The following is a 21,133-nucleotide window of genomic DNA, read 5'->3' on the forward strand; positions in this document are numbered from 1 at the left end:
GGCGGGGGCACCGCGGGTCGCGGGACACTGCTGGTGCGCTCTTTTCGGGGGATGCGGGCGGACGGGTGGCACGGGTACCCCGCACTCGGGGGCGACCCCGGCCTCGACGGGCCGGGGCCCTGTTCGGTCGGAGCGTCGTCGAGTCAGGGCCGCGGGCGCCGCTCGGGCGGCCGGGGCTCGGGAAGGGACTCGTACTCGACCAGTCCGGTGCTCTCCAGCAGACTGATGTGGCGCATGACCATGAGCACGCAGTGCTGCACGAAGGTCCGGACGAGTTCGTTCCGGGTGCCCGCGCGGACCTCGGCGAGCACTTCGAGGACGTTGCCGTGGGCGTAGCGCAGGCGGTTGGCGAAGGCCCGGTCCCACTCGGCGCCGGAGAGCCCGGACAGCTCGTCCATCCAGCGCTGCTGTTCCCGGTTGGGGGTGCTGGGCAGGCGAACGTCCAGCATCGCGGCGATCTCCCGTACCTGCTCGTCCATGAGCAGGTGGTCCTCGGCCAGGGTCGCGCCCACGTCACGGACCACCTCGCTCTGGGCGTGGTCCACGGCCTGTTGGCCGACGGGGATCTCCCAGAGGCCGGCCTGGCGGACCGCGACCAGCGCGTTGACGTCGGCGGGGCCGAGCGGCCCGTAGTCGGTCTGGACCCAGTCGTTCCAGAAGATCCCGGAGGCGCTCGTGGCGCCGTTGGGCACGACCATGACCAGGGTCAGCGTGCTGACCAGGACGAAACCGACCACGCCCAAGAGTTCGATCGAGCGGGGAGACCGCCAGCGCAGTCGCTGGCCGAGCGGGGGGCGGGTCCGGTCCGGGGCGTCCACGGGTCAGCTCCCGAGGGGGTGCTGCCGGTAGTCGCCGCCTCCGTAGCCGCCCCCGTCGCCGCCGTAGGGGTCGTCGGCGGCCCCGGTGCTTCCGGCTCCCTCGGCGCCTCCGCTGCCCGCGGGGGCCGAGTACGAGGCTGCGTCGGTGATCATCTGCCCCTGGGGGCCGAGGACGTACCAGGCGCCGCCCACGCCCTGGCCGTTGGTGTCGCCCGGGGCGGCGTCGCCCGTGTAGGTGTACAGGGGCCAGTCGTTGTAGGTGACCTGGGGAGCCCCGTCCTCGCGGGGGATGGAGCCGAGGAGTTCGGCGAACAGCCCTTCGGCGAGCTCCGCGGGGGTGGCGGCGTCCGCGCTCGTGCGCAGCGGAGGCCAGTTGTCGGCGCAGCCGCCGAGGCAGGTGGATTCCGCGGGCGCATCGTCGGTGAACAGGTACAGAACGTTACCGTCGCCGTCGGTGAGCACCTCTCCAAGAGTGGCGTCATCTGCGGTTTCCAGGGAGGCCTGACCTTTGGCTCCGACTTCGTGATCGCCGTGAGATTCCTCGGAACCTACGTCACCGTAACCATTCGGCCCGGAACCACCCCCGGCTTCCGCGGCGCTTTCCGATTCACCTTCGATGCCATTGGAGCACGCTGTGAACAGCAATAACACAGCCAGTCCAGCCCCGACGGCACTCTTCGAGTAATGGTTCATGACCACACCCAATCAATGCTCAGTTATCCGACCTTTCCCCGAGCGTGACCACTCGGAGATAGGGGAGAGTATGCACACGAAAAACCCGCCCTGCAGGAAAACCTCGACATTACTCGTTGGTACTAAGGGAGTGATCTGCGATAACCAGCGTGAAAAAATTTTTCTTCGGATGCCCCTGTGGCTACCGAAAGTAAAGAAATCTGCAAAGGGACTCCCCACCCCTTGTCGGCGATGCTAGGTTCATCCGCCAAGTGCCGTTTCACCCCTCGTGCACCTTCCCCACTCCCTCGCCGTGCCCCCGCATGTCCGAAGGGCGGACCACCCATGCTCCGAAGCCCTCGCAGCACACGTAGCCCCCGCAGCTCCCGCCCGGCGCCGGTCCCCGGACCACTCCGGCGGTGGGGCCCCGAACGCGCCACACCCCGCAGACCGCTGGGGGACCGCGCGGCCCGCCGACACCGCCCCTGGCTGTGGGCGTCGTTCCTGGCCGGGCTGCTCCTGGCCAACACCCTCCTGGCGCTGACCGCCCCGGACCACATGGGGGCCGTCCGCCACCTGCAGAACCTGCTCTGGACCTACTCCGGGGTACTGGCCCTGATCGGTCTGACCGCCACCGCGGTCATGGGCCTGGTCTGCGCCGACCGGCTGGTCCTCTCCCCGCGCCACCGCGTGCTGTTCCAGGCCGCCCACCGCTCCCTCGCCCTGCTCTCCTGCGGTTTCCTCATCGCCCACGTGGTGCTCCAGGTGGCCTTCACCCGGATCAACCCCGCGCAACTCCTGCTCCCCCTGGGTGTGGACGCCGCCGTGGCCACCGGGATCATCGCCACCGACCTGCTCCTGGTGGTCGTCGTGACCAGCCTGTACCGGGGCCGGTTCGCCGGGACCCGCTACGCCTGGGTCTGGCGGACGGTCCACCTCGGCGCCTACCTGTGCTGGCCGCTGGCGATCGTGCACGGCCTCACCGCCGGGCGAGCCGCCCCGGGCTGGGTGCTCGTCTGCTACCTGCTCTGCCTGTTCGCGGTCGCCGCCGCGCTGGTCGTGCGCCTGGTCGTGACGGTCCGCCCGGTCCCCGAACCCGACGAGGCCCGGGCCGGCACCGAACTCCTCTCACCAGTGGCCGTCAGCGGCGAAACCGACGACGAACTGGCCTTCTGGTCCTCGATCCGTACCCGGAGCTGACCGTGCGCACCCTGACCCTCGGAACCCCGCGGCTCACCGCCGGGCTCGACCAGCACCACCGGGTCGACCACACCGCCCACCGCGAGCTGCACGGGCCCCTCCCCCAACTGGGCGCCGACGACCTCATCACCCTGGCCGGTCTGGGCAGTCTGCGGGGGCGGGGCGGCGCGGGCTTCCCGTTCGCGCGCAAGGTCCGCGCCGTACAGACCTCCGTCCTGCGACGCGACTCCACGGCCCGGGTGGTGGTCAACGGCACCGAGGGCGAACCCGGCAGTGTCAAGGACCGGATGCTGCTCACCCGGGCGCCGCACCTGGTCCTGGACGGGGCCGAACTGGCCGCCCGCGCCCTCGGCTCCCCCGAAGTGGTGATCGGCGTGGCCGACGAGGGCGCCCGGGCCGCCGACCCGGTACTGGACTCGCTGCGCTCCGCCGTGGACGAGCGCGGTTCCGGGACCGTCTTTCGTGTGGTGCGGATGCCGGACCGGTTCGTCTCCGGGCAGGCGGGCGCGCTCGTGCAAGGCATCAACGGCCGGGTACCGCTGCCCCCGGGCACGCCGCGCCGGACCAGCGAGTCCGGGGTGGCCGGGCTACCGACCCTGCTGTCGAACGCCGAGACCTACGCCCAACTGGCGGTGCTGGCCATCGGCGGGGCCGACCGCTACGCGCAGGAGGGATGCGCGAGCCAGCCGGGGACGGTCCTGCTCTCGGTGAGCGGGGACACCGTCGTGGAGACAGCGGCCGGGACCCGCCTGTCCCGGCTGCTGTCGGCCTGCGGACTGTCCTCGGCCCGCGCGGTCCTGGTCGGCGGTTACCACGGAGCGTGGCTGTCCGGGGAGGAGATGTCCCGCGCCCGCCTGTCCCGGGACGGGATGAGCGAGGTCGGCGGCACCCTGGGAGCCGGGATCGTCCTGCCGGTCACCGGCGACACCTGTCCGTTGGGCGAGACCGCGCGGGTGCTGCGCTACCTGGCCAGGGAGAGCTCGGGCCAGTGCGGCCCGTGCGTGCGCGGGATGCCCGCCCTGGCCGACTCCTTCGTGCGGCTGCTCAGCGGGGAGGGCAGTCCGGAGGACGTGCTGGTCGCGGCCGGGATCGGCGAGGGCAAGGGCGCGTGCGCGCACCCGGACGGCAGCGCCGTGTTCGCCCGCAGCGCCCTGCGGGTGTTCTCCGAGGACCTGTCCACGCACTCCCTGACCGGAGGGTGTTCGCGGCCGGTCAAGGGGGAGCTGCCGCTGCCGGACGGATACGACACCCCCGCCCACCCCCGCCTGCTCGTGGACTGGTCCCGCTGCGACGGGCACGGCCTGTGCGCCGAGCTGTTGCCCGGACTGGTCCAGCTGGACCGCAACGGCTTCCCCGAGGAGCCCGACATCCCGGTGCCCGGACCTCTGGAAGGGGACGCCGAGCTGTCGGTGCGGATGTGCCCGGCCCTGGCCCTGCGAATCCGCGCCCCGGAACCCGGCTCGGCCCGCTGAGGGTTCAGCAGGCGGGTTCGGCCCGCTGCGACGTGCTCGGGAAGCCGTGTGCCCTGGCCACGAGCACCGCTACCAGTACCGGGACCAACAGCAGCGCCACGCTCCAGGGCAGGGCGAGGAAGCCGAGCCCGGCGAGCAGGAGCTCGCCGACCGCCCCGCCGCCGGCCATGGCCACGTTCCACGGGGTCACCAGGACGGCCCGGGCGGTCTCGGCCGCCTCTCCCCCGGCGTCGGCCACCGCGGTCTGCAGCGGGGTGGGCGCCCCGCCCCATCCGAGCCCCCACAGGGCGGCGGCCGCGTAGACCGGCCCGGGTGTGCCGGAGAAGGCGCCCAGCAGGGCGGCGGCCACCCCGGCGACGAAGCGGGCGGTCATGGTGAGGGACGGGGCGGAGGAGAGCGCCGTGACCGTGTTGGCCTCCGCGAACGTGCCCATCGCGGCGAGCAGCAGGCGTTTGCGCCGCCATCCGGCGGTGGCGGCGGCCAGCGGGATCGCGGTGAGGGCGGCGCCGATCGCGTAGACCGTCACCGTCTGCCCGGCCGCGGACTCGCTGACCCGCAGGTCCGCGCTCATCACGGGGAGCAGCCCGGCGGGCAGGGTCTCGGTGGGGCTCGTGACGAAAACGGCGGTCGCCGGCTACCTGGACGCCGTCCGCGCCGGCGGTGCCTCCGAACCGGGGAAAGCGGCCGCCACCCCGTAGCCCGGTCCGTCCGGGATCAGCGGAGTATGGCGACCGGGCCGCGGGCGCCGTGCAGGACCGAGTGGCTCACCGAGCCCAGCAGCAGGCCGCGGAAGCCGCCGCGGCCGCGTGAGCCCACCACGATCAGGTCGGCGGAGGTGGCCTCCTCCAGGAGCGCGACCACCGGGTGCGCGCGCACCACCCTCGTGTGCACGCGGACGTTGGGGCGGAGCAGGCGCAGGTCGGCGAGCTCCTCGTCCAGGGCGTGGCGGGCGGCCTCGGCGGCCGTGGCGTCGTCGAACAGCTCCGGCGGGATCGGGCCGGTGGCCGCCGCGAAGGCGACCAGGGGCTGCCAGGCGCTCACCGCGACCAGGTCGGTGTCGGCGAACTCGGCCTGGGAGAAGGCGAACTCCAGGGCGCGGCGGCTGGGTTCGGAACCGTCCACCCCCACGATCACCCGGCTGCGGACCCCGTGCGCCGAGGCGTGGTCCCTGGGCAGCACGATCACCGGCACCGGGGCACGAGCGGCCAGTTCGATGCCGACCGACCCCACGAAGGCGGCGGCGATCCCGCTCAGTCCGCGCGAGCCCACCACCACGGCGACGGTGCCGGACGAGCCCGCCTCGGCGATGAGCGCCTCAGCCGGGCGGTCGAAGGACAGCCGGGTCTGGACGGCGAGCTCGGGGAACAGGCGGACCGTCCAGTCGAGGGCGTGGTCCAGGAGCCTCCGGGCCCCCGCCCCGGGGCTGTCGTCCGAGCGTTCCTCCACCCCGCCCCAGGCCCCGAAGCTCTCCGTGGCCAGCGGGCTGGCCGCGGCGACGATCCGCACCCCGAGGCCGCGCAGCGTGGCCTGGTGCGCGGACCACTCCAGGGCGTGCCTGCTGGAGTCGGTGCCGTCCACCCCCACGACCACCCATCGTGTCGTGGCTGCGCCGTTCATCACGTGCGCCCTTCCGGTCGTCGATTTCCGCGCGGTAGCCGGACCTGTAGGCCGGTCTCCCGTGGTGTTCCACGATGATGCCGCGCGAACACACAACCGTGGATAACAGTGCCGCCGCGAGTTGGCTGACGTAGGGTCCCAGAACGAGTGGTTTCCCGGAAACGACCAGTGCTCCGAACCTCCGGTGTTCCGGTGCGGACGGAACGTGCGGGCGCGTCGGTGCGTCCGAGAGACATAGCCGAGTCATCAGCGGAGACTGGGGGCGCGATGCCTAACTCAAACACCGCGAAACCGCGCTGGGACTACCGGGACGGCCGGGTGGCCGCCGTTGCGGCCGCCCTCGTCTACAGCATGTGGGCCCTGGAGGTCATCCTGCCCGTGGGCCCCGGCGCGCCCACCGGAGCCCTCGCCGACGCCCAGTCCCCCTTCGGGCAGTTCCTGGAGAGCGCCCACCGGACCGCGGCGATCCTGGTGGTGCTGGCCGCCGGGCTGGGTCTGACCCTGGGCGCCAAGCGCCCCCGCCGCTGGCTGGCCTTCTCCTGGTGGTCCATGGCGGTGTTCGGTGCCGCCGCACTCACCGCCTCTCTACTGCCCGGCCGCTGCGTGGTCTCCACGGACGCCGCGTGCACGGTGGAGTCGCTGATGGAGGGGGTCCAGGGCGCTACGGTCGCGCAGCCGGTCCTCGCGGTGGTGGCCGCCCTGTCCGCGCTGCTGGCCTGCGCCGCGCTGACCTGGGACCGGTACGAGGCCGGGGAGCGTGCCTGGCCGGTACTGGCCCTGATCACCGCGGCCCAGGCGGTGGCCACGGTGATCGTCCTGGTGCTGGCCGGCATGGTGTACGCCGCCTCCGGTGACGGCTCGCCCGGGGTCGTGCTCGGTCTGGCCGAACGCTTCCACCTGGTCACCGTGGCGCTGTGGCTGCTGGCCGTGGGTCTGGTACCCGGCCAGTGGAAGCGCCGCCACCGGTCCCTCCACGCCCCGCACTCGGCCGACTGAGCCGCGTCCGCTGGGGCGGGGAAGCCGGGCACGACACTTGGGCCTCCGGGGTTCCGGAACCCGGGGGCCCGGCGTTCGGGGGCCCGGCGTTCTGGGGTTCGGGACCCGGGACCCCGGGGTTCGGAGGGCGGGTTCGTCGGCGCTCAAGCGGACCGGCGCTCCTCATCGCCCAGCACGAACCCGCGCCACTCGGTGTAGGCCTCCAAGGCGGCACGGGTGCCCAGGGCTTCGGTTCCCAGGGTCGACACGCACGTGCGGTACAGCTCGCCGAGTTCGGCCAGGGCGGTGGCCTCGTCCGAGCGCAGGGTGATGAGCAGGGCCCGGAACATGACGGTCAGCCCGTGGGTCGGCCCCAGCGCCCAGCGGAACTCCTCGAAGAGCTCCGCCAGGTGCCGCCGGCCCTCCTCCCCCTCGAGGTCGCCCTCGGTGGCCAGGCGCAGCCGCACCAGCAGCACGTTGGGGTGGGTGGGGCCGAGCACCCCGGTCCAGAGTTCGCACAGCCGCCGATAGAGCGCGATCGCTTCGCTGTCGCCCCGCGCCTCCAGGACGTGCGCGCGGGCGAACAGGGTCGTGTGGTGGTCGTCCCCGTGGCGGCGGCGCAGCTCGGGCAGCAGGTCCTCGGCCTCGGCGACCGCCCCGTCCAGGTCGCCGACGGTGACCCGGGTCGCGGCGATCAGGAAACGCGCGGCCACGGTGGTCTCGTGGTCGGCGCCCAGTACCCGCTCCAGGTCCTCGATCGCGCCTTCCGTCTCCACCCTGGCGGTGTCGGTCTCGCCCAGCAGGAACAGCAGGTGCGCGCGGCCGACCCGGGCCCGCAGGGTGAGGCGGTGGTCGGCGGACAGGTAGCGCTCCAGGTCGGGCAGGAGCGCCTCGTAGTCGCGTTCGGCGGCGAGCAGGTCCCCGGCCTCGGTCCGGTGGTGGGCGAGCAGGCGCCGGGTGTTGAGCACCTCGCGGTGGTGCGGGGGCTGGACCAGTTCCCGGGCCTCGAGCAGTTCGGCGCAGGCCCGAGCCGCCCCGGCCTCGTCCCCCGCCTCCGCCCGCCAGCGCACCAGCTGGACCCGGGCGGCCAGGGTGTCGGGGTGTTCGGGCCCGTGCACCCGGACCCGGGCGGCGACCTGGTCCGCGCAGGCCCGCGCCGCCCCGGTGACATCGCCCGCCTCGGCGTGCCAGCGGATCAGTTCGGTGCGGGTCTCCAGGACGTCCCCGTGGTTGGGGCCCAGCGCCCGGCGCTGCCGGGAGAGCAGTTCGGTGTAGGCCTGGACGGCCTGCGCGGTCCGACCGGTCTTGCCGGTCCACCAGGCGAACCGCTCGTAGGCGGCCAACGCCCCCGGATCGTCGGCGCCCCTGGCCTGCTCGACCATCTCCGCCAGCCGCCCGTAGCTGTCGGCGGCCAGGTCGGTGAGGTCGGACTCGCCCCACAGGCGCGCGATCTCGGCCTGCAGCGCCAGCATGTGCGGGTGCAGCGGGCCGACGCTGTCCGAGAGCTGCCCGGCGGTGCCGCTCAGAGCAATGGCGGCCCCGGCCGGGTCGTCCTGACTCTCCTGTTGCAGGGCCAGGTGAACCCGGATCATCAGAGCGTCGGGATGACCGGCCCCGAACCGCGCCACGGCCTCCTCGTGCAGGGCGCCCAGTTCCTCGGCCGCACCGCGTTCGAGGATCCCTCGCACCCGCTGATCGAACCCGGCGTCCCCGGTCCCCACCGGGCTCCTCAGTTCGTCGAGGACCACTCCCCTCATACTGTTCCTCCCCCTTCGCCTGTCCGTCCGCACCAAGTCCGACGTGGGAGGCCGCCCCGGGGTTTCACCAGTCCTGTCCGCAAACGGCCCGAACTCCCAAGACCGAGGAGGCATCGCCGCCACTCCTCATACGGAGACGTATGCCGGCGCCACCAGGTCCTCGGGCTCAGGATCGAGCGGCACGCTCACTGTGACCTGGCTGGTCGGCACGTAAAATCACCATCTGCGACGGCACGAGAACCCGCAGCCGGAGAAACCCACCACTACGAAGCCTGGTGTGAGCAGGACGGCCGCGCATGGTCCGTCGACGCACCCGAACTGCGCGTTCACACCTTCGGGCACACGCTGCATGAGGCCGAGGAGATGGCGCGGGACGCCGTCTCCGGGGTGCTCGGCGTGCCGGTCGGAAACGTCACCGTCTCGCTCCGTGTGCAGGATCCGGGATCCGGGTTCAGGTGAGTTCTTGCGGCAGCGGGCGGGTGTGGACGACGTGCAGCGAACTCACCGCTCGGGTGAGGACCACGTAGAGGCGGTTGCTGCCGCGTTCCTCGGCCTCGACGATGGCGGCGGGTTCAGCGACCACCACGGCGTCGAACTCCAGGCCCTTGGCGAGGCTGGCCGGAACCGCCACCAGGCGAGCGCTGTCCATGCCGGTCTCACCGAGCAGCGGGGCGTCCACGCCCTCGGCGGCCAGGGCCGTGCGCAGGCCGGGCAGCTGGTGGTCGGCGGCGATCAGACCCACCGAGCCCTCGCCCTTGAGTGCGGCCCGGCAGGCCTCGGCCAGGGCCGGGGCTATTTCCTCGGCGGCCGAAACCAGCTGGAGCGCGCCCGGGGAGCGGCGGACCGCGACGGGGGCGCCCAGCCCCGGGGCGATGGTGGGCAGTAGGCGGGCGGCGAAGTCGATGATCTGCGCCGGGACCCGGTAGCCCCGGTCCAGGACGTGCAGGTGGCCGGTGGGCTTGCCCAGGTGTTCCAGCAGCGTCGACCAGTTGCGGGCCGCCGACGGGCTGGTGCCCTGGGCAATGTCGCCGAGCACGGTGAGCGAGCCCGATCCCGCGCGCCGCCCGACCGCCCGGCACTGCATCGGGCTCAGGTCCTGGGCCTCGTCCAGAACCACGTGGCCCAGCCCGGAGGGACGTTCGATCAGCGCCGCCGCCTCGTCCACCAGGGCCAGATCCTCCTCGGACCACTTCGCCGACTTGGGACCGCGCGGTCTGCCCGGCAGCAGCAGAGACGTCTGCTCCTCGGGGGTGAGCAGCCCCTCCGCGGCGCGGGCCAGGCGTTCGGGATCGGTGAGCAGCCCGAGCACCAGCTTGAGCGGTTCGACCTTGGGCCACAGGGCGGTGACCGCGGCGCGCACCGCCGGGTCCCGGCGGACCTGGGTGTGGGTACGGTCGTCACAGACCTCGCCCTCGGCCTCCATCAGGCTGAGGATCGCGTGCGCCATCCGGTGCGAGAGCAGTTCCCGGCCGGCGCCGTAGGCGACACCGCGCTCGGCGAGCTCTTCCAGGAGGGGCCGCACGTCCTCCGGATACAGGCGCCAGCGGCGCGAACCGCGGCGGACCATCACGGTCTCCTCCGGGGTACGCAGGTGCGCCCACAGGTCACGGCGGAGCACCTCGGCCAATACCGCCGAACCCTTGGTCCGCGCGGCCTCGGGGCTCTCCACCCGCCGCACCCACCCCTGTGCCGGGCGCATGCGCTCGGGCAGGTCCCGGGTGAGGAGCTCGTGGACGGTGGTCTGGTGGACGTCGACCTCACCCAGCGCAGGCAGCACGTCCTGGATGTAGGAGAGGAAGGACCGGTTGGGTCCGACGATCGCCACACCCGAACGCGAGAGGCGTTCGCGTTCGCTGTAGAGCAGGAAGGCGATGCGGTGCAGGCCGACCGCGGTCTTTCCCGTCCCCGGAGCGCCCTGGACACACAGGGTGGTCTCCAACGGGGCTCGGACCAGGGCGTCCTGTTCGGGCTGGATGGTGGCGACGATGTCGCGCATGGGTCCCGTACGCGGGCGTTCGATCTCCGCGTTGAGGAGTTCGCTGCCCTGGGAGGCCTCCGGGGAGCCCTCGCCGATCATCAGGTCCTCGTCCTCGAACGCGGTGAGGACGGACTCGGGCTCCCCGTCGGGCCCGGCGACCGTCCCGAAGCCGTACCGGCGGCGGACCTGAACCTTCATCCGGTCACTCGGTGAGGCCTGGTAGTAGGCGACGCTGATCGGCGCGCGCCAGTCCAGGACCATGGGTTTTCCCCGGCCGTCGTGCACGTGGCGGCGGCCGATACTGACGCGGTCCGGCCCCTCGTCCGCCCGGCTGTGTTCCCCACCCCCCGCGTCGTCCTCCAGGAAGACGGTGCCGTTGTCGAAGTCCAGGCGCCCGAAGTACAGGGGCGCGCCGGGGATGTCGACCAGGGCGGCCAGGCGGCGTTCACGACCGCGGTGCAAAGCCGCGTTGCTGACCTTGTCCTGAGCGGCGTCACCGAAGAGCAGTTCGGTGGCTTCGACCTCTTCCCGCATACGGCGCAGTGCGGTTCGAGCCGCGCGCAGGGCTTCGCGTTCGGCGAGGAGTTCGGGGTCGGCGGGCGGGGTCGTGGGATCGATCGTGGTCATGGGAGGACCTCGGGGTCGGCGGGACAGGAAGCGGCTCCACTCGTGCGCGCGGTCCCGCCCCGGTCGCCTGGAAGGCCCGGTTCGTTCCGATCCATGAGCGCGCACCACGCCCCCGGAGGGCGGTGGTGCCGAATCTGCGAGCCTACCCGAAGGACGGTACGACGCTGATCCACCGGGACCGGTGGATCAGCGTCGGCAAGCGTCCGGGAACGTCAGGTGGCACGCGGCGCCCGCGTACTGGTACCGCCCCTCCCGGAGACCGCGCGCAGCAGCGACTCGGCCGGGCCGGGTCTGCCCGAACGCTCGAGCAGGACCGCCAGGGCCAACGAGACCGCCCATACCGCCACGGCCAAGAGCGCGGCCTGCCACTGCGTGAGGACGCCGCCGAGGCCCAGCCCCCAGGCGCACAGGAGCGGCGCGAAGACCGCCGACTGGAAGAGGTAGCACGACAGGGACCGGCGACCCATCGCGCTGAGCCCCGCCAGCATGCGTCCGACTGGTTCGGCGGTCTTCCTCCGGCTCACGAGGAGGGCGATCAGGGACACGTACCCGAACCCGGCGAAAAGGCCAGTGAACCCGTTGAAGGCGGCCGTCGACCACTCGGGGGCGTCCCACACCCCGTGATGGACGAGCACGGAGGGGAGGGCACCCAGCCACCCCGCACCGATACCGCCGACCGCGACCGCCCTCAGCAGCGGGCGGTGCCGCTCCGGCACCTCCAGGACCCGGTGCCGCGCGCACAGGACCGCCGCGAGGACGGCGACGGGGACCACGAGCCCGAGGACCCCCTGTCCGACGGTGAGCAGCAGCCAGGTCTGCAGCCGCGGCAGGATCGACTCGGCGTAGGGAGTGATCGCGGCGAACTCCGGCACCAGCGCCTCGCCGGCATCGCCCGATCGCTCCGCGGACACGGCCCCCCACAGCAGGGACGTCACGGCCAGCACTCCGAGAAGGGCACCCAGTACGGCGGCCCAGACCGCCAGGGTCCGGTCCGACCGTTCGACGAACAGCCACACCGTGAGCAGACCGATGAGCCCGTAGGCGCCCAGGACGTCCCCGTGCCACAGGAGCGCCGCGTGGACGCCCCCGAAGAGGATCATCCACAGATGCCTCGTCTGGAGGGTCCTTCGCACGGCGCCGGCCTCGTGGCCGAGTGCGCAGCGCCTCGAGTACGCCTGCCAGATGCCGTAGCCGAAGAGGAAGGCGAACAGCGGATAGCTGCGTCCGTCCACGGCGACCATCGCGGCGGTCTGCCACAGGGCGTCGAGCCCCTCCGCGTCGGTGCGGTGTGCGGTGACCGAGGCCGTGGGCGCTCCGTAGAGGTACCAGGTCACGTTCGCCAGGGCGATGGACAGGAGCATGAACCCGCGGGCGAGGTCGGGCACGAGGGCGCGCCGGACCTGCTGAGGGGGCCGCTCCGGGGCGGCAGCGGTGCGTTCCGTGCTCGTTGTGAGGGACGGAACCGGTTCGCTGGCGGGTCCCGTGTACCCCCGGTGCCCGGTCATGACGCTTCGCCGGGCTGTTCGGTCTCGTGAGCGGAGACCTCTGTGCCCGTTCCGGCCGCGGAGTGCGACAGCGCGCTGGGCGTGAGACGACCGACGATCGCGGGCGCCTCTCGGACCAGTGACTCGTCGTCGAGGGCTTCGACCATGAACAGCGCGAAGTCCACGCGGCGCGTGAGATTGCTCGCCAGGACCGGGTCCCCCACGTGGCGGCTCCACACCGGCAGCCCCTGGCTGTCGCCCTCTTCGAGGTCGCTCCCCCGTACGACGGTCCACCGTCGGTCACTGGCGAAGACGCGCCTGCACGCCTCCACCTGATCGTTGACGTCGACCACGCGCGCGAGCCGGGCCAGGGGCGTGATGACGCGGACCATCATCCTGAACTTCCAGGGGTACCGGTCCCCGCCGTCCCGGGAGATGTGCCAGCCGCAGGAGAAGACCAGGCGGGCACCGGGCTCGGCGTGGTCGAGTACCGCCTGGGCCGTCCCGGAGGAGTACCGCTGGACTCCCCACGGCACCAGCACCGTCAGTACGGCGTCGCAACCCGCGGCCGCTTTCCGGATGACCTCTGGGTCGTTGGTGGGTCCGGGAACGATCGTCATCCGGTCGGCGAGATCGGCGAGTTTGGGCACACTGCGCTCCCGGCAGACCCCCACGACCTCCCACCCCCTGTCGAGCGCGTGCCGCACCATGTACCGGCCGAGCTTGCCCGAGGCTCCGATGACACAGACCCTGCGTGTCGCCGATGTACTCATGGCCTTGCCTCCCGTCTGGCTTACATTGTAAGTAACCATAGACTTACTGCGTAAGCAATCGCAAGGGCGACTTTTTCGAGGGGACGCGGTGGGACGGAACGAAGCAGGCGAACGCGAACCCCTGTCCCCGCAGCGCGTGGTCCGCGCCGCGGTGGGACTGGCAGACGAGAAGGGGGCGTCCGGCGTGACCATGCGGGCGGTCGCCGCCCGGCTGGACGTGAAGGCCATGTCCCTCTACAACCACGTGGCCGACAGGGATGCGCTCATGGACGGGATGATCGACGCGGTCTTCGCGGAAGCACCACCGCCGACCCCCCGGGCGGACTGGCGAGAGGCCATGCGCGAGAGGACCTCCTCACTACGGTCCGCCCTGCTCCGCCATCCATGGGCGATCGGCCTCCTCGATTCCCGCAAGAAGCCGGGCCCCACCCTCCTGCGCCACCACGACGCCACGCTGGGAGCACTCCGAGAGGGCGGTTTCTCCGTCACGACCGCGGCACGAGTCGTCTCGGTGATCGACAGCTACCTCTACGGGTTCGTGCTCCAGGAGTCGAGCCTGCCCTTCGACGGGCCGGAGGAAATGAATCAGGTCGCGAACGGAGTATTGGAGAACTCACTCGCGGAGGGCCTGCCGAACCTCGCCGAACTCGTCCGCGCGCGGTCCCAGGAGACCGGATACGACTTCGACCGCGAGTTCGAGTACGGGCTGACCCTGCTGCTCGACGCCATTCACGCCGATCGAGCCCGACAGGGTGGGTCAGCCCTTGAGAACGGGGACTGAGGCAGCTCCCCGCAGGTCACCGGACCAGGGGCAAGGCATCCCCTTTCCCGCCGCTTGATGATTGCCGTCTGCGCTGCGCGCGTCGAGGGCTCCGCGTCAAGGTCGTCGCGTCGAGGGCTTCGCCCGCAGGGCGCTCCACCTTGACCCGCTTCGCTACGACGGCGGTGGGCGGCTGTCGGGAAAGTGGGGAGGTACGGTCGGGGTGGTGGACGCTCCCCCAGGGGCCCAGGGGCCCAGGGGCCCAGGGGCCCAGGGGCCCAGGGGCCCAACAGCAACTGCGCGGCCCTCGGCCGGTCCTCGCCCCGGGCCGGAGCCCAACGCCTGGCCGTGTCACGGCCGGTCACTGCCCCGGACGGAAAAGCGGCTGCGCAGGCGCCAGGCTCCCAAGGCCCGCGCGCATCGGATCGCGTGTCCCGGCCGGTCACCCGTACCAGCGAACACCACCAGCAGCCCACCAGCCCCCCCCCCCCCCCCGGGCCCGCCAGACCCCCGGGCACAGTTCCGGCCCCCTTTTCGAAGATGATCTTGCTACCAGGGGCAACTTCGGCGCCGAACTTGCTCCTGGTAGCAAGATCACCGGGAATGAAGGGGTTTCGGAAGCAACGGACCACCCCCAGACGCGGGTTACGGACACCCGGCTCGCCCGGGGCCGACACCACAGCGCTGAACCCCACCCTCACCACCGGCTGGCCCGATGGCACGCATGACCGGCCGCGACACGCGGCCCGATTCGCGCGGGGCGGGAGACCGCTGCCTTCGCTGCCGCTTGTCCGTTCGGGCGAATGACCGGCCGCGACACGGCCAGGCGTTGCGCTCCGGCCTGGGGAAAGCACCGGCCGAAGGCCGCGCAGTCGCGGTTGCCGTTTGTGGTTGCCGTTGGGCCCCTTTAGGGGCCCGCCTGCCGCCCGACCACTCCTCCCCCGTTTCCCGATAGCCGCCCACCGCCGTCGTAGCGAAGCGAGTCAAGGTGGAGCGCCCGCAGCGACAATGCCGTTTAGTTAGCGCTTCAGGCCAGATGTCAAGCCTGTAACACCACCCGCAACCACCCAGCACAAAGAACGGGACCTCCGATAGAAGCAGGAAATCGACCAAGATCCACCTGCGCCCGGAGGCCCCGTTGCCCGACCAGTATGCCACCACCACAACCTCTGCCACCCGCACGATCACCGTGGCCGCTGGAATCTACGCCCCCGGCCACCTGGGCGAGCTCACCCGCTACCTCCCCTTCGACCTCATCGACGCCGCCCTGGAACACACCCGCACCCAGCAACAACGACTACGCCGCCTGCCCTCACGGGTCGGCGTCTACTTCGTGCTCGCCCTCACCCTGTTCCCCCACCTGGGATACGCCCGCGTCTGGGACACCCTCGTCGCAGGCCTGCACGGCCTACCCGTGCCCCGCCCCAGCCAATCCGCCCTCAGCCACCTACGCCGACGTTTGGGAGCCGGCCCGTTCAAAACCCTCTTCGAGACCCTCGCGGTTCCTTTGGCCCAACCCGCGACCCCCGGCACCCGCTACCGGCACTGGCGCACCGTGGCCTTTGACGCCTGCCACTCGATCAAAGCCCCTGACAGCGAACGCAACCTCACCTGGCTCCGCAAAATCCACTACCAGCAAGGCGTGGAAGGCTACCCCCGCCTGCAGATCACCACCCTGTGCGAGACCGGCACCCGCTCCCTGCTGGGAGCCACCCTGACCCGAGCCCCCAGCGGCGAACCCGACCAGGCCCGCCCCCTGCTGGGCCTGCTCACCCCCCAGATGCTGGTCCTGGCCGACCAGGCCTACCAAGGCAACACCTTCCTGGGCGAGCTCGCCACCACCGGAGCCCAACTCCTGATCCGTTTGCACCCACGCCGCCGCCCCCGGGTGGAAACCCTGCTACCGGACGGCTCCTACCTCACCCACCTGGACGGGCTCAAACTCCGCGTCATCGAAGCCCGCATCACCGCCACCACCCAGGACGGGCAGCAGGCCAGGGGCGTGTACCGGCTGGCCACCACCCTGCTCGACCACCGCACCGACCCCGCCCCACAGCTGCTGGCCCTCTACCACGAACGCTGGGAGATCGAATCGGCCTTCTACTCCCTGCGCCATACCCTGCTGCACCGTCGCGTGTTGCGCTCCCAGGACCCGGTCGGCCTGGAGCAGGAGGTGTGGGCCCTGTTGGCGCTCTACCAAGCGCTGCGCATGGCCATGGTCGAGGCGGTGGAGTCCCGGCCGGGCACCCACGCCGATCGGGCTGGGTTCACCACTGCCCTGAACACCGCCCGATGTCAGGTCATCACTGCCCAGCAGGTGCTGCCCGACGATGACGATCCCGGCCGGGGCGGAAGCATCGTTCAGGCGGTGTTGGACAACCTGCTCCCGGCCCGCCGTGCTCGGATCAGCGCGCGCAAGGTCAAGTGTCCTCAGTTGCGTTACGGCTACGCCGATCCCGAGCGGCCGCTCGCCACCCACCAGGTGCAGAAAGTGGAGTTGGAGATCTTGGCCCCTGCGCCTGGGGCCGTGGTGGGCCCCAAACAGTCCGCAGCTCAACCGCTGGCACCTGGAATCCGCCCTGGTGGGTCCAAGGAGCGCACGATGCGCCTGTTGGGTTCTGGTCCAGACCGAGGTTGGAGCCCGATCGAGGTGGCTCGGGCTTTGGGTTATCCCCATTACCGGAGTCTGGCCACGCAGATGGGCGTGTGGGTCCAGGAAGGGTTCCTGCAACGGATCGCTCGAGGCCGTTACACCCTGGCGCCACGGTGGGCGAGTTCGGGGTTGACAGCTCAGCCTGTCCCTTAACTAAACGGCATTGCCCGCAGCGAAGCGAGGACGTACGACCTTGACGCGCGCAGCGTAGACGGCCACCATCAAGCGGCGGGAAACGGGGGAACCCGCACACAGCACAGAGAACAGCCCAGCCGGGACACGAGGATCGGATCACGCCAGTACGCCGGTTCACCGATCCACCAGTCCACCAGTCCACCACTCCGCCGGTCCGCCAGTCCAACGGTTCACCGGGCCGCCAGCCCGCGCCGACAGGGAGAGCGAGAGCCCCGCTGATGTTGGCTGCTGTGGCTTGTTCTTGGGCATGCCGAAGCGGGCGGAAACGAAGCATCCCCCTACTCGACAGGAACACACCGGGCAGGGGCAGCGCGACCTTGGAGGCGGCTGCCTGTGGATAACTCCTCACGCCCTCACCCTGAGGCGACCGACCAACCGCAACGTACCCACTCTCCACCCCGGCCCCGGCCTGAAACCCGCCCGCGGCCTGAAACCCAACCCCGGCTCCGGCCCCGGCCCCGGCCCCGGTCCCGGTCCCGGTCTCGGGCCCGCTCGCGGAAGCGGGCCCGCTCAGGTCTTGCGGAGGCGGACACGGCTGACTCGGTGGTCGTCGCCCTTGAAGAGGACCAGGGTGGCGCGGCCGCGAGTGGGGCGGATGTTCTCCACCAGGTTGACCTCGTTGATGGTGCGCCAGGTGTTGGCGGCGAACTCCAGGGCTTCGTTCTCCTCGATGGTGGTCGCCATGTGGTGGAAGTAGGAGCGGGGGTCGGAGAAGGCGGTGCGGCGGAGTTCGCGGAAGCGTTCGAGGTACCAGCTGCGGATGTTCTCGACCTTGGCGTCCACGTAGATGGAGTAGTCGAAGAAGTCGGCGACGGCCAGGCGGCCGGCTGTGGCGGGCTGGAGGACGTTGATGCCCTCGACGATGAGGATGTCCGGGCGGTGCACGGTCTGGCGTTCGCCGGGGACGACGTCGTAGTGCAGGTGGGAGTAGACGGGGATGTCCAGGCGGTCCGCCCCGGCCTTCATCTCGGAGACGAAGCGGACGAGCGCGCGACGGTCGTAGCTCTCCGGGAATCCCTTGCGGCGCATGAGGCCGCGGGACTGGAGCACAGCGTTCGGGTAGAGGAAGTTGTCCGTACTGACCAGCTCGACGTCCGGGTGGTTGGGCCACTGGGCGAGCAGGGAGCGCAGTAGACGGGCCGTGGTGGACTTGCCCACGGCGACGCTGCCCGCCACACCGATGATGAACGGCGAGGGCCGGTCGGACTCGCCGAGGAAGGCGCGCACCGCGGCGTGCCGCTGCTGGGTGGCGCCCACGTGCAGGTTGAGCAGCCGGGACAGGGGCAGGTAGATGTCGCGCACCTCGTCGAGGGAGGTGGGGTCGTTGGTGCCCCGCAGGTCGCTGAGGTCGGCCTCGGTCAAGGACAGGGGCGTGGAGGACCGGAGGGCGGCCCAGGCCGCGCGGTCCAGTTCCACGTACGGCGAGGAGAAGCCGTTCTTCGTCGCGTGAGACACGGTTGACCACACTAGACGAGCCGCTCCCCCACTCCGGGCAGCCGGTCCCCCCCTTGTCCGACCTGGGACTGGAACGTGCCCGAAACCACACGTTCACCCCGCCGACGCGAAAGGTTTTTTGGCCGGGTTCGGACGGCCGGAACCGGTTCCACTCAGAGACCGGTCCACCCCTCCCACCTGCGTGGTCTACCTTCAATACACCAAATGGTCTATACCGTTACCTGCGAAAACGACCAGTGGTATGCACCACTGGTTGGTCGATTCCGGACATCTTTTCGCTTACGCTGGCGGCCATGTGCGGAATCGTTGGCTACGTCGGGCCGCAACCGGCGCTTGAGGTTGTCGTGGACGGCCTCGCAAGGTTGGAGTACCGCGGATATGACTCCGCGGGTGTCGCTGTGCTGGGTGAGGGATCCCTGCGCTCCGAGAAGAGAGCGGGCAAGCTCGCCAACCTGCGCCAGGCCCTGGAAGAGCGCCCTATCGAGGGTGAGGGTGCGGGAATCGGCCACACCCGTTGGGCCACGCACGGTGCGCCCAACGACGTGAACGCCCACCCCCACGTCGACAACGACAACAGGGTGGCGATCGTCCACAACGGCATCATCGAGAACTTCGCCTCACTCCGCCTGGAGCTGGAGGAGCAGGGCTGCAAGTTCCTGTCCGAGACCGACACCGAGGTCGCCTCCCACCTGCTCAACAAGGAGCTGGAGCGGCGTGGCGACGGTGACCTCCCCGGGGCCATGCGCTCCGTGTGCAAGCGCCTGGAGGGCGCCTTCACGCTGGTCGCCATCTCCAACGACGACCCCGAGCTGGTCGTCGCGGCCCGCCGCAACTCCCCGCTGGTCGTCGGCCGCGGCGAGGGCGAGAACTTCCTGGCCAGCGACGTGGCGGCGTTCATCGCCCACACCCGCGAAGCGGTCGAGCTGGGCCAGGACCAGGTCGTGGAGCTGCGCGCCGACTCCGTGGTCGTCACCGACTACGACGGCAACCCCGTGGACGTGCACGAGTACCACGTCGACTGGGACGCCTCCGCCGCGGAGAAGGACGGCTTCGACTACTTCATGCTCAAGGAGATCGTCGAGCAGCCCAAGGCTGTCGCCGACACCCTCCTGGGCCGGGTCTCCGCCGACGGCCAGCTCACCCTGGACGAGATGCGGTTGACCCCCGCCGAGCTGCGGTCGGTCGAGAAGATCGCGATCATCGCGTGCGGCACGTCCTACCACGCGGGCCTGATCGCCAAGTACGCGATCGAGCACTGGTGCCGGATCCCCTGCGAGGTGGAGGTCGCCAGCGAGTTCCGCTACCGCGACCCGATCCTGGACCAGCAGACCCTGGTGATCGCCATCTCCCAGTCCGGCGAGAGCATGGACACCCTGATGGCGGTCCGCTACGCCCGCGAGCAGCGCGCCCGTGTGCTGGCGATCTGCAACGTCAACGGGTCCACCATCCCGCGTGAGTCCGACGGCGTGCTGTACACGCACGCCGGCCCGGAGGTCGGGGTGGCCGCCACCAAGACCTTCCTCACCCAGCTGGCCGCCTGCTACCTGATCGGCCTGTACCTGGCCCAGGTGCGCGGGATGAAGTTCGGCGACGAGATCAACGCCGTGATCGCGCAGCTGGCCACCATGCCCGAGCAGATCGAGAAGGTCCTGGACACGGTGGAGCCGGTCCGGGAGCTGGCCCACTCGCTGGCCGACGCCGACACCGTGCTGTTCCTCGGCCGCCACGTGGGTTACCCGGTGGCGATGGAGGGCGCGCTCAAGCTCAAGGAGCTGGCGTACATGCACGCCGAGGCGTTCGCCGCCGGTGAGCTCAAGCACGGCCCGATCGCGCTGATCGAGGACGGTCTGCCGGTGGTCGTCGTGGTGCCCTCGCCCAAGGGGCGCAGCGTGCTGCACGACAAGATCGTGTCGAACATCCAGGAGGTGCGCGCCCGCGGCGCCCGCACCATCGTGATCGCCGAGGAGGGCGACGAGTCGGTGCGCCCGTACTCGGACGTGCTCATCGAGATCCCGGCGGTGCCGACCCTGCTGCAGCCGATCGTCTCGACGATCCCCATGCAGGTGTTCGCGTGCGAGCTGGCCCTGGCCAAGGGCAATGACGTCGACCAGCCCCGCAACCTCGCCAAGAGCGTGACCGTGGAGTAGGTCGGGACACGTTCCCTCGGTGAGCGGGGCGTGCTGTGCGGGAGTCGAACCCCGGACGGCGCGCCCCGTTCGCGTTCGCGGAGCGCACGGCCCTCGGTGGTGTGCGGTCCCAGGCGGCTCAGTGCATCGCGTGGGCGGTGTGGCTGGCGCGGGCCGTCTCGGCGTCGGCGTGGGTGGGTAGTAACCCGTGCAGGTCGAGGACGTCCAGGATCCGGCGCAGCTGCCGAGGCGGGCTCGCGACCAGGAGGTGGTGCTGGGCTCCGGCGGCGACCCGGAGCGCGCCCACCAGGGCGTTGACCCCAGAAGCGTCGATGAAGTCCACCGCGGTCAGGTCGACGACCGTACAGTTCTCGACCACGGCCGAAGCCAGGCTGGCGTACACGCCCTCGGCGGTGGCGATGTCGATCTCGCCCTTCAGGTACACGACGGACATGCCGTCGCACCGGAAGCGCTCCTGGTCCGGATCCAGTACGGCCACGCCTTACTCCCGTGTTCGGGGCCGGTGGTTTCTTACCGCCGTCGGTCAAATACCGACATGCATTGACAGCCT

General features: G+C 71.1%; 15 protein-coding genes and 1 pseudogene. 6 read left to right on the forward strand and 10 right to left on the reverse strand.

Annotated elements, in window-relative coordinates:
* Positions 1–143: 143 nt before the first annotated feature.
* Positions 144–818: a DUF4142 domain-containing protein gene (locus HNR07_RS20560; RefSeq protein ID WP_184366392.1), complete on the reverse strand. Its 675-nt coding sequence runs from the start codon at positions 816–818 to the stop codon at positions 144–146.
* 3 nt (positions 819–821) lie between these two features.
* The gene (locus tag HNR07_RS20565) at positions 822–1,511 is read right to left on the reverse strand and encodes a COG4315 family predicted lipoprotein (protein WP_246420408.1); all 690 of its coding nucleotides are present in this window, start codon (positions 1,509–1,511) and stop codon (positions 822–824) included.
* A 324-nt stretch (positions 1,512–1,835) separates the two neighbouring features.
* Here HNR07_RS20565 and HNR07_RS20570 point away from each other — a divergent pair, with 324 nt between their 5' ends.
* The gene (locus HNR07_RS20570) at positions 1,836–2,690 is read left to right on the forward strand and encodes a hypothetical protein (protein WP_184366394.1); all 855 of its coding nucleotides are present in this window, start codon (positions 1,836–1,838) and stop codon (positions 2,688–2,690) included.
* Between the two features lie 2 nt (positions 2,691–2,692).
* The gene (locus tag HNR07_RS20575) at positions 2,693–4,162 is read left to right on the forward strand and encodes an NADH-quinone oxidoreductase subunit NuoF family protein (protein ID WP_184366395.1); all 1,470 of its coding nucleotides are present in this window, start codon (positions 2,693–2,695) and stop codon (positions 4,160–4,162) included.
* A 4-nt stretch (positions 4,163–4,166) separates the two neighbouring features.
* Here HNR07_RS20575 and HNR07_RS20580 read toward each other — a convergent pair.
* Both HNR07_RS20580 and HNR07_RS20585 read right to left on the reverse strand, forming a co-directional pair.
* Positions 4,167–4,775 (reverse strand): annotated as a pseudogene (locus HNR07_RS20580) (MFS transporter); the annotation flags it as partial.
* 101 nt (positions 4,776–4,876) lie between these two features.
* Positions 4,877–5,779 (reverse strand): universal stress protein, encoded by a 903-nt coding sequence (locus HNR07_RS20585; RefSeq protein ID WP_184366396.1) that lies wholly within the window; start codon positions 5,777–5,779, stop codon positions 4,877–4,879.
* A gap of 267 nt (positions 5,780–6,046) precedes the next feature.
* Here HNR07_RS20585 and HNR07_RS20590 point away from each other — a divergent pair, with 267 nt between their 5' ends.
* Entirely contained in the window at positions 6,047–6,775 is a 729-nt protein-coding gene (locus HNR07_RS20590; protein ID WP_184366397.1) for a DUF998 domain-containing protein, read from the forward strand.
* Positions 6,776–6,918: 143 nt separating this feature from the next.
* Here the strand turns inward: HNR07_RS20590 and HNR07_RS20595 are convergent, their stop codons facing one another.
* From HNR07_RS20595 to HNR07_RS20610, 4 genes are all read right to left on the reverse strand, one after another.
* On the reverse strand, positions 6,919–8,511 hold the full coding sequence (locus HNR07_RS20595; protein ID WP_184366398.1) for a tetratricopeptide repeat protein: 1,593 nt from the start codon (positions 8,509–8,511) through the stop codon (positions 6,919–6,921).
* A gap of 451 nt (positions 8,512–8,962) precedes the next feature.
* Positions 8,963–11,116, reverse strand: coding sequence for a HelD family protein (locus tag HNR07_RS20600; RefSeq protein WP_184366399.1), 2,154 nt, complete (start codon positions 11,114–11,116; stop codon positions 8,963–8,965).
* A 212-nt stretch (positions 11,117–11,328) separates the two neighbouring features.
* A complete protein-coding gene (locus HNR07_RS20605; protein WP_184366400.1) occupies positions 11,329–12,621 on the reverse strand; it encodes a DUF418 domain-containing protein in 1,293 nt (430 codons plus the stop codon).
* Positions 12,618–13,373: an NAD(P)-dependent oxidoreductase gene (locus HNR07_RS20610; RefSeq protein ID WP_184366401.1), complete on the reverse strand. Its 756-nt coding sequence runs from the start codon at positions 13,371–13,373 to the stop codon at positions 12,618–12,620. The genes HNR07_RS20605 and HNR07_RS20610 overlap by 4 nt, the downstream gene beginning before the upstream one ends.
* An 88-nt stretch (positions 13,374–13,461) precedes the next feature.
* Between HNR07_RS20610 and HNR07_RS20615 the strand changes: the two genes are divergently transcribed.
* Both HNR07_RS20615 and HNR07_RS20620 read left to right on the forward strand, forming a co-directional pair.
* Positions 13,462–14,154, forward strand: coding sequence for a TetR/AcrR family transcriptional regulator (locus HNR07_RS20615; protein WP_312893918.1), 693 nt, complete (start codon positions 13,462–13,464; stop codon positions 14,152–14,154).
* 1,117 nt (positions 14,155–15,271) lie between these two features.
* Positions 15,272–16,939 carry an IS4 family transposase gene (locus HNR07_RS20620; RefSeq protein WP_184360216.1) on the forward strand — a complete coding sequence of 556 codons (1,668 nt, stop codon included), beginning with the start codon at positions 15,272–15,274 and terminating at the stop codon, positions 16,937–16,939.
* A gap of 552 nt (positions 16,940–17,491) precedes the next feature.
* Here the strand turns inward: HNR07_RS20620 and coaA are convergent.
* Positions 17,492–18,397 carry a type I pantothenate kinase gene (coaA, locus tag HNR07_RS20625; protein WP_312894073.1) on the reverse strand — a complete coding sequence of 302 codons (906 nt, stop codon included), beginning with the start codon at positions 18,395–18,397 and terminating at the stop codon, positions 17,492–17,494.
* Between the two features lie 332 nt (positions 18,398–18,729).
* Between coaA and glmS the strand changes: the two genes are divergently transcribed.
* Complete coding sequence (gene glmS / locus HNR07_RS20630) at positions 18,730–20,583, forward strand: glutamine--fructose-6-phosphate transaminase (isomerizing) (protein WP_184366403.1); 1,854 nt, start codon at positions 18,730–18,732, stop codon at positions 20,581–20,583.
* A 118-nt stretch (positions 20,584–20,701) separates the two neighbouring features.
* Here the strand turns inward: glmS and HNR07_RS20635 are convergent, their stop codons facing one another.
* Complete coding sequence (locus HNR07_RS20635) at positions 20,702–21,061, reverse strand: STAS domain-containing protein (protein WP_184366404.1); 360 nt, start codon at positions 21,059–21,061, stop codon at positions 20,702–20,704.
* Positions 21,062–21,133 lie beyond the last annotated feature (72 nt).

The organism is Nocardiopsis metallicus, from assembly GCF_014201115.1.
In the GTDB taxonomy this organism is placed as follows: domain Bacteria; phylum Actinomycetota; class Actinomycetes; order Streptosporangiales; family Streptosporangiaceae; genus Nocardiopsis; species Nocardiopsis metallicus.